The sequence below is a fragment of the Enterococcus thailandicus genome, from assembly GCF_001886265.1.
Lineage (GTDB): Bacteria > Bacillota > Bacilli > Lactobacillales > Enterococcaceae > Enterococcus_B > Enterococcus_B thailandicus.
Genome location: NZ_JXLE01000025.1, coordinates 16,190 through 29,761, shown reverse-complemented (window position 1 = coordinate 29,761; position 13,572 = coordinate 16,190). Strand labels below are relative to the sequence as shown.

Here is a 13,572-nt window from a genome sequence, read left to right as displayed (position 1 = left end):
ATAGTAGATTTAAAACTTTGCAACAGAACCCGAGCATCAATATAAGTTTGTGGAGGTTTGTTGCACTTTATTTTGGTAACCAGGAGTTATCGGTGATAAATAGCTTTAAATCAGCATGATTATTGTGTTGATTATATTTATGTCAACTAATTTCTCGTTATCATAAATATAATCAACTTAGCTAGATGAATTTTACTTGATTGGCTATCTTGATAACAAAGCTATTCATAATTACGTGATTTAAAAAAGAAATCATACAATTAGTTGATCCATTTCTTTTTTTATTCGGTAAACTGTTTGCCTAGTCACATTATAGTCTTTTGCAATCTTTGAGATAGCCACTCCATTCTCCAGATCCTGAACGATGCTTTTATAAACAAGGCGTCGCTGAGGATCTTTTGTTTCTGCACTGTATAACTTAGGACGACCTTTATAGACGCCGTTTGCTTTAGCAATCTTAATTCCTTGTGCCTGGCGTCGTTTAGATTCAGTACGCTCTTGTTCGGCAATCATGGCCAAGATCTGAATGATTAGGTCTTTGATAAATTTATCTAGGAGTGGATTTCCGATTGCTTCAGCCATTATTGGTAAACTGGTGATAATGAGCCGCACATTTTTCTTTTTTAGATAATTAACTGAATCGATAATCTCGTCATAATTACGTCCAAGTCGGTCGATGGCTTCTACAATAAAAATATCCTGTTCCCTAACAAAATCTAATGCTTCTTGAAAAATCGGTCTTTGAGTAATAGTCGCTCCAGATTGTTTTTCGATGAAAATTTTTTCTGCACCGAATTTTTTCATTTCTTCGATTTGACGTTGTTCATTTTGATCGATCGATGACACTCGGATATATGAAATTTTCAAAAGGTTTACCTACTTTCTACAAGTGTTTAAAATACACCCTAATCATACATTGGAAAACCATATTTTTCAATGCTATATTCATGTCTATTTAGGGTACACCCAAAATTTACACATTTGTATTCATTTTTCCCTTGAAAGTAGGAACATTATGACAAAAGAAGTAGAAAAATGTATGACTGAAGAACTAAGGAATTGGGGGGTTAGAACTTAATAATAAAAACTTAATAATAAAATAGTAGAAAAAATTATAATTCAGAATTAGACAACTTAATAAAAAAGTTTTTTTTGGAAGAGTGAATTTAAATGTTTACAACTGAAACGGTTGGAAGGTTACAGTTATATAATCCGAACAGGTTCGTCCTTGAAAAATCTTTGTGTCTTTTTTCATATAGGCTGCTTGAATAACTTTGTATGACCTAGAGACCAGTTGCTATCTACATCTTTCTTGCAGTTTTTTTATGAATTGTTTTTCTCTATCTATTTAAACTTCATCTTGGAGTGAGTTTCTATAAAATGGTGAATATTTAGTTTGAAATTCAAATAATTGGAATAGTGACATAAAAATATCTTTTATTTTCCGTTCTAATTCTACAGAGCTGCCTGAAAAAGATATTACTACTTGATTGAAAAGTATAAATATTTGAAAAATCGCAAATTTTTTCAAGTACATTAGATTGCATATTTAGCTGATCATCAGAACAAGCAATAAAACATAAACATTTAGTTGAAGGTATAAAAATCATATTTGTAGTATCAGAGTTAAGCAGTCTGATGGAAGATTCCGAGTAAGCTGTTCCACCATAGTAATTTAGCGAAGAGAGATTATTTAAGTTACAAATGAGGGAGAAACTCGCATAAATATATTGGTTTTCAGACATGTTTCTGAAGTTTAAATACCAATTATTAGTATTGGCATTATTTTCATCATCATATGCAGAATGAAAATAATATGGTTCAGAGACAGTGGTCCAATGTTTCTTACTTGTTCCTTTTTTTATTATGTTTAAATCACGCTCATTTTCCTTTATAACTAACTTTTGAAGTTTCATTTGTTCCACTAATAGCTTAGTTTCGTTCTCAAAAATACAGAAATAATTTTGAAAGGAGTCGACTGAATCCATTTCTTTGATTGATTTTAAAGATAAGTTACGAGATCTATGAATTCTAATTTGAGCTATTTTTTCAACATCCCAATGGTCATAATATCGATACCTTGAGTTAGGGTCTATGTAAGGTGTTACTAAACCAACTTTTTCATAATGTCTTAATGTCTCTCTATTAATATTAAAAAATTTGCATAAATGCTTTGCTGTATAACGCATTAAATCACCTCTAGTTAATTGTATCACAAAATGTATTGACATCGTTGTTACAACGAGGTTGATAATCTAATTATAAATTTAAAGGAGAAGTGAGAGAATTGACTAATAGAATTGCTGTAGTAACTGGTGGATTAAGTGGAATTGGTAAGGCTACTGTTTTAGAGTTGGCTAAAAATGGAAATACAGTTATCATCTTTGATATTCAAGATGATAAGGCTCCTAAAGTTTTAGATCAAACGAAAAATTTTGAAGGGAATGTATACTACAGACACTGTAATTTATTTGATACTCAAGAAATTAATGAGTATTTTGAATTTGTTGAAAAAGAGTTTGGTAAATTGGATTTAGCGTTCAATAATGCCGGATTTGGAATTCTTGGAAAACCCTTTGGCGAAGTAACTGAAGAGGAAATTGATAAACTTTTAGCCATAAATGTTAAATCTTACATGATTTGCATGCTAAATGAAATTAAATTAATGAAAAAAAACAAATTTGGCAGAATTGTCAATACTGCATCAGGAGCCGGAATTTTAGCCTCAAAAGATGGTGCTCTTTACTCAGCTTGTAAACACGCTGTTGTTGGACTAACTAAGTCGGTTGCACTTGATTACGCTAGAGAAAACATAACAGTTAATGCGATTGCTCCTGGAACAATAGAAACAGAATTAATTTCACCTATGAAAAAAACAAATCCGGAAGAATTTAAAGCTTGGTCAGATGCTAATCCTGTGGGCCGTTTAGGTAAGCCGTTCGAAATCGCTCGAGTAGTATCATTTTTATTTGATGAAGAATCTGAATTTATAAACGGTACTGTAATTCCTGTAGATAGTGGATATGTAGCTGGCAAGTAGATCCCCTGTAAATTTGCACTCTGCTTATAAAATTTTAAAAAAATTAAAGTAGCATCCAATATAAAATGGATGCTACTTTTTTTTAGAAATTTGTAGCATAAAATATTAGATGATTTCCTCTACTATAGGAAAAAGAGTAATTTTAAAAAAAAGACTAACTATCTTATAATGACTTAAGGGGGGATTCTATGTACATCATGACAAATCGTCAAGATAAAATACTTAGATATCTGTTATCTAAAGATAAAATTATTTCAGGTCAGGAATTAGCTAAACAATTTGATGTTACAACCAGAACCATTCGTAATGATATTACAGTGATTGAGAGTATTTTAGAAAATAAAAGCGGACTTAAAATTAACAGGTTCAAAGGAAAAGGATATAAAATTGAAATACTACAAAATGACCAGCTATTTGCCTTTTTAGAATCTTTGAATAGTATTGATGAAAAGATTCCGGTTGAACCAGAAGAAAGAATTAATTACTTGTTAAACCGTTTGTTACTTAGCTCTCAGTATTTAAAATTAGATGATTTAGCTGATGAACTTTTTATCAGTCGATCAACTATTCAAAATGACTTCATAAATATTAAAGTCATTGTAGAAAAACTTGGTTTATCTATAATATCAAAATCTAATTACGGGGTTAAATTAGTGGGTGATGAAACGAAGAGAAGATTTGCCATTTCTGAACAACTAATTTCCGAGATAAGTTCTTGGAATCATTCAATTCTTAATAATCTAATTATTTCTAATGATGAGATACTAATTTTAAAAAGCATTGTTTTAAATCAATTGAAATTAGCTAAATTGAATTTATCAGACATGTCTTTGAACAATTTAATTATTCACATAGCCATTGCTTGTAAGCGCGTGCGCGACGGAAGCTACATCAAAGGGCCATCTATAAAAAATTCACAAGAAAAAGAGTTTTTAGTTGCAAAAGAAATTATTAATGAAGTCTCAAATAAGTTAGATATTAAATTTCCGGATGTTGAGTTGTCATATATTGCAATGCACTTAATGGGTACTAAACTTTTTTTTAACAAAGAAGAAAAGATAAAGTGGAGTAATCTAGAACATAAAATTTCAGAAGTTGCGATGGAAATGATAAATGTTGTAGAAAAAAAATTAAAAATTAGTTTTAAAGATGACCCAGAGTTATTAGCAGCCTTATCTTTACATCTGAAGCCTGTTTTACATAGATATGAAAATAATATGTCCATTAGAAATACAATGTTAGAAGCAATTAAGGTAAATTATCCCATTGCATTTGAAGCAGGTGTATCAGCGAGTAGGGTAGTTGAAAATAGATTTGAAATTTTGGTAGACGAATCAGAAATTGGATTCATTGCGCTACATTTTGGAGCTGCGATGGAAAGACTAAAAGTGGATAAAAGAGTAAAAAGATGTTTAATTGTTTGTACAACAGGTTTAGGAAGTTCAAGACTATTGTACTATAAATTACAGTCAAAATTTGGAGATAAAATTTCAATTATTGGAACTACAGAACTCCATAACATAGACGTTTATGATGAAAAATCAATTGACTTAATTATCAGTACGGTCCCTTTGCCAAATGAGATTGAGATTCCATTTATTGTCGTAGATGCGTTGTTAGGTAAAGAGTCAGTAGAACAAATCGAGAAAAGAATAAATACAAATCATGGATCAGTTTCTCATTTGTATTTAAACAAGGAAAGCATTTATCTAAATAAAAAACTAAATTCACCCGAAGAAGTTATTAATTATATTTGCAATGATCTAGTAGAAAAGAAAATAGTTTCTGGAGATATTTTAGAAAGTGTTATTTCCCGAGAAAATGCAGCGCCAACAAGTTTTGGTAACCTTGTTGCAATGCCTCATCCATTAGAAGCATTTACTACAGAAACATTTTGGTCACTACTAACCCTAGAAAAACAAATAGACTGGTATAACAAGCCAGTTCAACTAGTTTGTTTTCTTCATGTTGCTATATCAAACATAGATGAATTGGAACCTTTATATAAAGAGCTTTTATCGTTGTTAGATGATAAAAGTAAAGTGCAAGAATTATTAGATTCAACAGATAAATCAGAAATACTTAAAATTTTAGAAAACCTCAACACAATATAAAAAAACAAGCCACGATATATTTTATGTATTATGGCTTGTTTACATATGAAGAAAAAAATAGTGATTGATTTCCTCTATTGTGGAAAAGTATTGCATGGAGATTATGTAGTTGGGATTATATAATTGGCCTATTAAATGAATAGGAGAATTTATATATGATGGAAGAAGAAAATAAAATATTAGACATTGAGTCAGTTTCAATGAGTTTAATAGCTCACTCAGGTGATGCAAGAAGTTTAGCATTTACCGCGTTGAAAAAATGCCGAGAGGGTGACTTTAAAGAATGTGACAGTCTTGTTGAATCTGCTGAAAAAGCTTCCGTTGAAGCTCATCATGTTCAAACAAGTTTATTGATAAACGAGGCGCAAGGAAATACAACACCAGTTAATGTGTTATTAATACATGCTCAAGATCACTTAATGTGCAGCATGCTAGCAATTGATTTAATCAAAGAAATAATAAATTTAGAAAAAGATAGAAAAGGAGAATAAAAGATGAAAATTTTACTAGTGTGTGCCAATGGATTATCGACGAGTATTTTAATGCAAAAAATGGAAAAATGGGGAAAGGAAAAAAATGTTGATTTAGCTGTAAAAGCAGTCCCAGTTGGTGGTTATGAAAGTGTATATCAAGATTATGACTGTGTGCTGGTCGCTCCGCAAATTTCGTATAAACTAGATGAAGTACAAAATAATGTAGTAGGTGTACCAGTAGGTGCGATTAATTCTATGGACTACGGAATCTCTAATGTAGATAACATCATCAAATACGTTAATCAAATCATAGAGAAAGGAGCATAATTTAAAGATGGATAAAACAATGAAGTTTATTCAAGCTAAATTAACTCCAATAGCTAACTTTTTTGGTCAGCAGCGACATTTCGCTGCTTTGCAGAAAGGAATAATGACAACTATTAGCTTTATTTTGGTTTCTGCAATCTTTATGATTATTGCTAATCCTCCAGTAACAGCTGAACTGGTAGCCCAGGGAGGATTTTGGTCGATATTTTCAGGGTGGTTGGATTTTGCTACTACGTATAAAGCAACAATACTAATACCATTTAACATGACGATGGGGATGATTTCTGTAATAGCAGCCTTTGCTATTGCGTATCACCTAGCAAATAGTTACAAAATGTCAGCACTTAATAATGGATTAACATCCATGATTTTGTTTTTTATTGCTGCTGCTCCTGCTAACTATCTTGCTTTAGCTAACGATACAACAATGCTTGCCATTGACACAACTTATTTAGGTTCAGCAGGACTTTTTGTTGCTATTTTAGTTAGTTTACTTTCTGTTGAAATCACAAGATTATGTCAAAAAAAGAATATTACTATAAAAATGCCAGAAGGAATTCCGCCATTTTTATCAGAAATGTTTGGTTCATTAATTCCCTTAGCTATTAACATCTTTGTTTTCTTTGGTGGAAATATCATAATTAGTTTATTCAATCCAGCCTTGTCAATCCCTACATTAATTGAATCTATTATGAGAATTCCCATTGCTGGTGTTAACTCTATTCCAGGAGCCCTTTTGGTATGTTTCTTTGTCTTGTTTTGTTGGTGTGTTGGTGTGCATGGTATGATGGTAGTTATGCCTTTAGTTGCACCAATTTCAATCGCTGCTTTTGCTTCTAATGCTGAATTAGTTGCAAGTGGACAAGCTCCTATTTTTCATCCAATTTTTATGCAGCTAGCCATCACATTTATTGGTGGAACAGGAAATACTCTACCTTTGGTTTTACTTTGTTTGAAGGCTAGGTCTAAGCAACTAAAAGTTTTTGGAAAAGCTGCAATCATTCCAAGTATCTTTAGAATTTCAGAACCAGTTATTTTTGGAGCACCAATTATGTTTAATCCAATACTTATGATTCCGTTTATTTTCGGAGGATTGTTTTCAGCAGTTGCTTTTTGGTTGGCCTGCACTTGGAAATTGTTAACCCCTCCTTACTTACTAGTAACTGGTACATTCCCTATTTTTCTAGACGGATTTTTAAAATCGTTAGATTACAGATACTTAATTTTCACTGTATTTCTCATAGTAGTTTTACTATTCATTTGGTATCCTTTTGTGAAACTTTACGACAGTCAGTTGCTAGCCAAAGAAAAAGAAAGGGAATTAAATGAATTGAATGAAGCAGAAGATTTGCAAGGAGCGACTGAATAAAAAAGGAGAGTATGTCTAATGAATAGAGATAAGAAGATACGTTTCCCAAAGACTTTTCTTTGGGGAGGTGCTATTGCTGCTAACCAGTCGGAAGGTGCGTACAATGAAGGTGGAAGAGGACTAGGTAACATAGATTTAATTCCCCAAGGTCCAGAAAGATGGCCTATAATTTCAGGAAATTTAAGTTCTTTTGAAGCTAATGACAATTGGCATTACCCAAGTCATCATGGTATTGATTTTTACCATCATTACAAAGAAGATATTGCATTACTGGCTGAAATGGGATTCAAAGTTTTTCGCACATCTATTTCATGGAGTAGAATTTATCCTAATGGTAATGATTTTGAACCTAATGAAGCAGGTTTACAATTCTATGAGGATGTTTTTAATGAATGCAAAAAGTATGATATAGAACCTTTAGTTACCATTTCCCATTATGATACACCACTAAATCTTGTTAAAAAATTTAATGGTTGGGAAGGAAGAGAAACTTTAGAATGTTTTAAAAAATACTGTCTTACTATTTTCAGTAGATACAAAAACCAAGTTAAGTATTGGCTTACTCTGAATGAAATTAATGCTATAACACACTTGCCTTTTTTAGCTGGTGGAGTGGTTCTTGATAGTAAGAAAAATAAAGACGAGCAAATTCTTACGGCTATTCATCATCAGTTGGTGGGCTGTGCTTGGGCAACTAAAATTGGGCATGACATTAATCCAAATAACATGATTGGCTGTATGATTGCTGCTAGCGCTGTCTATCCTTATAGATGTGCTCCTGAAGACGTTTGGTTAGCATATGAAACAGATAGAGAAATGTTTTTCATCACCGATGTAATGACTCATGGTGAATATCCAAATTATAAGTTGAAAGAATATGAAAGACTAAATTTCACAATTCCTTTTAAAGATGATGACAAAGAAATGTTAAAAAATAATCCAATTGATTTTATTTCATTTTCATATTATGCTTCGAGATTAGTCTGTGCAGATAAAGCCATTGTGGCTGAAGAAGCTAAGGGAAATGTTTTCCCAACGTTGAAGAATCCTTATCTAAAATCTAAAGATTCAGCTTGGAAACATCAACGGGATGCAAAAGGTCTTAGAACTACATTAAATAATTATTACGATAGATATCACAAGCCAATTTTTATTGTAGAAAATGGTGTAGGTGGCATAGATACACTTGAAAGTGATGGAACTATTCACGATAAATATCATATAGAGTATCTTAAAGAACACGTAGAGGCTATGAGTGATGCAATTAATTTAGATGGTGTTGAACTTTTAGGCTACACATCTTGGGGGTGTATTGATTTAGTGTCTGCTTCAACTGGTGAAATGAAAAAAAGATATGGTTTTATCTATACCGATGTTGATGATTTAGGTAAAGGAACATACAAACGATACAAGAAAGATAGTTTCTACTTTTATAAAAAAGTTATTGAATCCAATGGTAGAATCATTGTCTAAAAAAATTGATTTGAACTTGGATTTTAGACAACTATTTTAAAAGGATGTATATTAAAAACAACTTTACTCGATAAGCCAGTATTTAAGATCTCCTCAAAAGCCTGAAATTGTTCGTAGAAGCTTGTTTGCCGGCAGGGTTAATAATTTTGAGACCTTTAATCCCACAATTTTCATTGACATGAGGTGATTGTTTAAACTGAGGAATTAAGCAACGAAGTTACTCATACTCAACACAAATGAGGTTTCTAAACAATAAAAGCCCTAAAGTTAGATTAGAACTAGCTTTAGGGCTTTTATTAGACAAATTCAAAATGAAATAAGGGGATGTTGATTGATTTAACGGCTCTTTGTCAATAAACTCGATGTATTCGGCCGCAACGATTCGGAAATACGAAAAGCAAGGACTGATGTAAAAGATTTAAGTGTAACCAAAACAGATGATGAACAAATCTGTTTTGGTTTTTTGTGTTATTTCACTTCAATTAAAGATTTCGGGCATGCAGAATTTTTCGCATCTATTTCTTGTGCTATACTTAGATAAACGTAATCAAACATGCGCTACTCGTCAATATATTTTTAAGTAGCGTTCTTTTTGGGGGATCGGATATGGAAGAAGAAAAAAATTTTGAAAAACGCTGGCAATTAGCTTCAACTGAACAAAAAAAAAGATATAACAATTTAATATCCTCCTACCCCACTATCGACTGGACATTTAAGGAAAAGAAGTACTTACTTTGGTTGTCCCAACTAGATATTGATACATTTGAAACATTTGAAGTGATCCTAGATAAAATTAAACGTAGCAATGAAAAAAGAGCGAATCTATGAAAGATCCGCTCTTTTTTATTTTGCTACTTCAGTCCGATCTAGTTCCGGCATTTCAGTTGTGAGATAGTTTCGTGCAAAACCCAAATCTGTGATCCAATCTTTTATATGATCTCTTTGAATAATAAGCGGCATACGATCATGTATTGGGGATACTGAATCGTTAGGTTTTGTCGTCATTATGATCGATTCTGTTTCAAATCCTGCACCAGTTTTATGAATACGATAAAAGCCGCCTAGATAAAAAACGTCACTCTCAGCTGAAGTAAACAATAGTTTTCGTTTTTCGGAATCCCATTCGTAGAATCCGGAAAGAGGGAACACGCAACGTGTCTCTCTGAAGGCTTTTGAGAAAGTTTTCTTTTCTTCTACTGTTTCTGAGCGTGCATTTATCATAAGTTGACCTGGTTTAAATCCTTGGAACCCCCACTGAGTGATTCCTGGTACTACCCTTGAATCCTGATTAAGTCCTAGTGTTACTATATAATTAGTTGGAAAAATTTCATTAAAACCAACACGAATATGTTTACCTGTAGCATTTAAAACAACGTGATCATAGTAGCTTTTTAGTTCATCTGAAGATAAATCAAAAAAATATCTTCCACACATATTCTTCCTCTCCTTTTCTGATCTGTTTAAAAATCGTGTGCCACAGAGCCATTCTAAGGCAATTTCAAAGTCAAATGATGGACAATGCTTCAATCGTCGTCTGCAAAGTCTTGATAATACTCATTTTTGATTAACTCAATCTCTTTTTCTATTTTACTCTCTTTTTTATTTTGCTTGTTGCGAGAAGATTTTCCGTCCTGAAAATAGTCAAACTTTGAACCATTTTTCCTCTTTTTTTATAGATACGTGTCGAACGTCTGTCCAATAGATCGCTTGTTCATTCAATACAAAATAGTCTTCATATGCTTCACCTAGAAATTGTCCTTCGACAGGATCCAAAAATCGCCCAAATTCGTCTTTAGTGTTTAACTGCAGCGTTATAGGCTTGTGATAAAGGAAAGACTCTGAAAGTATTGTGTCGATCTCCTCACGATTCATTAACTCCAAACCAACAACTTCTTTCGTAGCCCAGGCTTCATTTTCTAAAACGCCTTTCATCAAATCATCCATGGCGTAAGCCGTTGCCCACTTCAATCCAAATGGCCGGTCTCTGTATTGATTATAGTCCGTAAATGTTTTCTTAGTACGCTTTACCATGACTTTCAGCACCTTCAAGTCCAGACATACCACCTGCATGTCCTCCGACAAGACTGCTGCGAGCGATCGCACGTCCACCTTCCATTATGCTATTTGCATGAACGATCGATTTAAACCCGAATTTTTTGCGTATAGTATCTACCACATAATCGATTTTTAAGTCTTTTACTTGCTCGTCCGGATCTTCAAAGAGATCAAGCTGCAAAGCATTAGAATAAACTAGCTTTGAACAGTTTACTGCCACATTTCGAATGTCCTGGTATTTGTAATGACGATCAAATATCTGCAATAAGTAGTTTGCTATTTGTTTGCTGCTATTGGTTGCTGCAACCTTCATCTGCTGGTGAAACCCTCGACTTCCTGATCGATCGACATAACCCATGGAAAAGCCGATCCATAAAGAAACGACTTCAGCTTTCGCTCCTGTACGGCGTAACCTAGTTGCTACTTGATCGGCCATTTCTTTGATTACAATTTCTATTTCTTTTCGACGTGTATAGTCCCGATTTAAGACCTGACTGTTCCCTATCGACTTAGATTTTACTTTGTATTTCTGACCTAAGAAAGATCGATCGATGCCCCAGCTGTGTGCATACAGTTGAGTACCTAAGACGCCAAAATTTTGCTTCAGCTGATAGTAATTTGCGTGTGCTAGGTCATGCATAGTAAATATGCCCATTCGGTTCAGTCTGATTGCTGTCCGACGTCCGATACCCCACACGTCTGTAATGTTTTCTACAGACCAAAGCTTTTGCTGTACGTCTTCATAGCGCCATTCTGCTTTCATATCTGCATTTTTTTTGCTTTCGAGGTCTAGTGCGAACTTTGCCAAGAGCGGATTGTCACCTATCCCGATCGTTGTGAAGATTCCAGTTTGTCGATAAACGTCTGTTTGAATCATTCTCGCCAGCTCTCTTGCGTCCTTTGCACCGAACAGTTTTAATGAGTCTGTGACGTCCACAAAGCTCTCATCGATGCTGTATACTGCATGATTTTGTTCGTCAGCGTATTTCTTGTAAATATTGTTAATCTCCATATTCTTTCTCATATACAGTGCCATTCTCGGTGGTGCGATCACGAGGTCTTCCGGATACGGAAAAGGAAGATCCCGTGATCGACTGACATTAGAAATTCCATAGGCTTTTTTTGCGGCCGGACTCGATGCCAGAATCAACCCACTCCCCCGCTGAGAAGGATCGTCTGAAGGATAGGACACGACAACTAACTTTGTCTTTAAAGGATTTAGTCCTCTTTCTACGCATTCTACGGATGAATAAAATGACTTACAATCGATACAAAGAATATCTCGGGAAGGTTCTTTTGTGTAGTCAAACCTTGGGTTTACGCCAAACTGCATAACCATGATAAATCACCTTTTCTAAAAAAAGATACATTTTATATACGGTGAATGTACAATTTAAGTGCAACACCAAAAAAAGCCATAAACTAAATTCCTGTATAATGGTGTTTGACGAACAATCATTAGGAGGAATTTAGCCATGGCTTCATACACACATCTTACTACACATGAAAGAGAATTGATATTCTTATACCACGGATTTGGATTTTCTTATCGCCGTATCGGACGGCTTATCAAAAGAAACCCTTCAACTGTCATGCGTGAGTTAAAACGTCACTCGACAAAGAAACGCGCTTATTCACCATCTGTTGCTCAAAAAACATACAAGAAAAATAAGAAACGTTGTGGTAAGAAGCGATTGCTAGATTCCTCTCCATTAAAAGAATGTGTTAGAAAGTTATTTTTAGAAAACCAATGGTCTCCAGAACAAATTTCTCAGAGAATCAAGTTAGAAAATAACGGTGAATCGATTAGCTATAACACGATTTATCGCGCTATCTATCGTGGATTATTCAATGATGGTTTTACAAAAGATAGTAAAGGGGCTAGAAGGAAGCTGCGTCGCAAAGGAAAGCCTAAAAAAAGCGCTCTTGATGGACGAGGACAATTCAACGATGCCCCTAGAATTCACGATCGACCAATTTCAGCAGAAAAAAGAAGTGAAATCGGTCACTGGGAAGCCGACACAGTGATTGGTGCTCAAGGGAAAATTTGTTTGGTCACACTTGTTGATCGGAAATCACGTTTTCTTCTGGCAAAGAAGACACCAAAAAAAGACTCTAAATCGGTCAAGAAGACAATTATTGATTTGTTTTCCGAGGTCAAACAAGCGAATCTTAAAACGATTACGCCTGACAGGGGACAAGAGTTTATGCTTTATCATGAATTTAGTAAAGCATGCGGTATTGACTGTTTTTTTGCGGATCCTTATAGTCCTTGGCAACGGGGAACAAATGAAAATACTAATGGACTACTGCGAGAATACCTACCCAAAGGGCAAGATTTAACTGAAGTATTAGACAGTACAGTGGATCTATTTGTTTCTAAACTAAATCTACGACCCAAGAAGTGTTTGGGTTGGAAAACACCTTATGAGGTCTTTTATGACAAGGTGTTGCACTTAATTTGACAATCTGCGTACCGTATTAGAACATATGTTCGCTGATTAAGTCAAGAGAACAGATCAAAATTCTAGCATTGCGGTTTTAATGGTTAAGTGTCAAAATACCAAAGTGTCAAAATGTTTAAATAGGTGGACGTCCCACCGTTTGGATAATAATAACAATATACTCCGTAAGTCCCAAAGATCTTAAGAGTTTTAGTTATAAAGTACTTAAACACTTAAATATTAAAGACCCTGAATACAATAAGAAGCTGCGGAGTCC

General features: G+C 33.9%; 12 protein-coding genes and 1 pseudogene. 8 read left to right on the top strand and 5 right to left on the bottom strand.

Annotation, left to right across the window (positions count from 1 at the left end; translation table 11 throughout):
* Positions 1-252: 252 nt before the first annotated feature.
* Positions 253-867: a recombinase family protein gene (locus RV17_RS12470; RefSeq protein WP_071869381.1), complete on the bottom strand. Its 615-nt coding sequence runs from the start codon at positions 865-867 to the stop codon at positions 253-255.
* A gap of 536 nt (positions 868-1,403) precedes the next feature.
* On the bottom strand, positions 1,404-2,189 hold the full coding sequence (locus RV17_RS12465; RefSeq protein ID WP_071869380.1) for a MerR family transcriptional regulator: 786 nt from the start codon (positions 2,187-2,189) through the stop codon (positions 1,404-1,406).
* A 98-nt stretch (positions 2,190-2,287) separates the two neighbouring features.
* Between RV17_RS12465 and RV17_RS12460 the strand changes: the two genes are divergently transcribed.
* The 7 genes from RV17_RS12460 to RV17_RS12430 all read left to right on the top strand — a co-directional run bounded on the left by RV17_RS12460 (position 2,288) and on the right by RV17_RS12430 (position 9,624).
* On the top strand, positions 2,288-3,040 hold the full coding sequence (locus tag RV17_RS12460; RefSeq protein ID WP_071869379.1) for an SDR family NAD(P)-dependent oxidoreductase: 753 nt from the start codon (positions 2,288-2,290) through the stop codon (positions 3,038-3,040).
* Positions 3,041-3,228: 188 nt separating this feature from the next.
* Positions 3,229-5,154, top strand: a complete 1,926-nt coding sequence (locus tag RV17_RS12455; protein ID WP_083571999.1) for a BglG family transcription antiterminator — start codon at positions 3,229-3,231, stop codon at positions 5,152-5,154.
* Between the two features lie 155 nt (positions 5,155-5,309).
* A complete protein-coding gene (locus RV17_RS12450; protein WP_428839265.1) occupies positions 5,310-5,645 on the top strand; it encodes a PTS sugar transporter subunit IIA in 336 nt (111 codons plus the stop codon).
* Positions 5,646-5,648: 3 nt separating this feature from the next.
* Positions 5,649-5,954, top strand: coding sequence for a PTS sugar transporter subunit IIB (locus RV17_RS12445; protein ID WP_071869378.1), 306 nt, complete (start codon positions 5,649-5,651; stop codon positions 5,952-5,954).
* Positions 5,955-5,961: 7 nt separating this feature from the next.
* On the top strand, positions 5,962-7,323 hold the full coding sequence (locus tag RV17_RS12440) for a PTS sugar transporter subunit IIC (RefSeq protein ID WP_071869377.1): 1,362 nt from the start codon (positions 5,962-5,964) through the stop codon (positions 7,321-7,323).
* A gap of 18 nt (positions 7,324-7,341) precedes the next feature.
* Positions 7,342-8,796, top strand: coding sequence for a 6-phospho-beta-glucosidase (locus RV17_RS12435; RefSeq protein ID WP_071869376.1), 1,455 nt, complete (start codon positions 7,342-7,344; stop codon positions 8,794-8,796).
* A gap of 606 nt (positions 8,797-9,402) precedes the next feature.
* On the top strand, positions 9,403-9,624 hold the full coding sequence (locus RV17_RS12430) for a hypothetical protein (protein ID WP_071869375.1): 222 nt from the start codon (positions 9,403-9,405) through the stop codon (positions 9,622-9,624).
* Between the two features lie 15 nt (positions 9,625-9,639).
* Here the strand turns inward: RV17_RS12430 and RV17_RS12425 are convergent, their stop codons facing one another.
* The 3 genes and pseudogenes from RV17_RS12425 to RV17_RS12415 all read right to left on the bottom strand — a co-directional run bounded on the left by RV17_RS12425 (position 9,640) and on the right by RV17_RS12415 (position 12,190).
* Positions 9,640-10,230 (bottom strand): SOS response-associated peptidase, encoded by a 591-nt coding sequence (locus RV17_RS12425; RefSeq protein ID WP_071869374.1) that lies wholly within the window; start codon positions 10,228-10,230, stop codon positions 9,640-9,642.
* A gap of 89 nt (positions 10,231-10,319) precedes the next feature.
* Positions 10,320-10,827: pseudogene (locus tag RV17_RS12420) on the bottom strand (hypothetical protein).
* Positions 10,811-12,190, bottom strand: coding sequence for a Y-family DNA polymerase (locus RV17_RS12415; RefSeq protein ID WP_143139944.1), 1,380 nt, complete (start codon positions 12,188-12,190; stop codon positions 10,811-10,813). The pseudogene RV17_RS12420 and the gene RV17_RS12415 overlap by 17 nt, the downstream one beginning before the upstream one ends.
* Positions 12,191-12,326: 136 nt before the next feature.
* Here RV17_RS12415 and RV17_RS12410 point away from each other — a divergent pair, with 136 nt between their 5' ends.
* Positions 12,327-13,316, top strand: coding sequence for an IS30 family transposase (locus RV17_RS12410; protein WP_071869372.1), 990 nt, complete (start codon positions 12,327-12,329; stop codon positions 13,314-13,316).
* Positions 13,317-13,572: the final 256 nt, after the last annotated feature.

What these genes read in the sequence shown, in the direction of transcription:
- RV17_RS12425 (WP_071869374.1), bottom strand. Translation starts at nt 10,230, where the DNA reads ATGTGTGGAAGATATTTTTTTGATTTATCTTCAGATGAACTAAAAAGC.
- RV17_RS12410 (WP_071869372.1), top strand. Translation starts at nt 12,327, where the DNA reads ATGGCTTCATACACACATCTTACTACACATGAAAGAGAATTGATATTC.
- RV17_RS12455 (WP_083571999.1), top strand. Translation starts at nt 3,229, where the DNA reads ATGTACATCATGACAAATCGTCAAGATAAAATACTTAGATATCTGTTA.
- RV17_RS12465 (WP_071869380.1), bottom strand. Translation starts at nt 2,189, where the DNA reads ATGCGTTATACAGCAAAGCATTTATGCAAATTTTTTAATATTAATAGA.
- RV17_RS12435 (WP_071869376.1), top strand. Translation starts at nt 7,342, where the DNA reads ATGAATAGAGATAAGAAGATACGTTTCCCAAAGACTTTTCTTTGGGGA.
- RV17_RS12450 (WP_428839265.1), top strand. Translation starts at nt 5,310, where the DNA reads ATGATGGAAGAAGAAAATAAAATATTAGACATTGAGTCAGTTTCAATG.
- RV17_RS12415 (WP_143139944.1), bottom strand. Translation starts at nt 12,190, where the DNA reads ATGGTTATGCAGTTTGGCGTAAACCCAAGGTTTGACTACACAAAAGAA.
- RV17_RS12430 (WP_071869375.1), top strand. Translation starts at nt 9,403, where the DNA reads ATGGAAGAAGAAAAAAATTTTGAAAAACGCTGGCAATTAGCTTCAACT.
- RV17_RS12440 (WP_071869377.1), top strand. Translation starts at nt 5,962, where the DNA reads ATGGATAAAACAATGAAGTTTATTCAAGCTAAATTAACTCCAATAGCT.
- RV17_RS12445 (WP_071869378.1), top strand. Translation starts at nt 5,649, where the DNA reads ATGAAAATTTTACTAGTGTGTGCCAATGGATTATCGACGAGTATTTTA.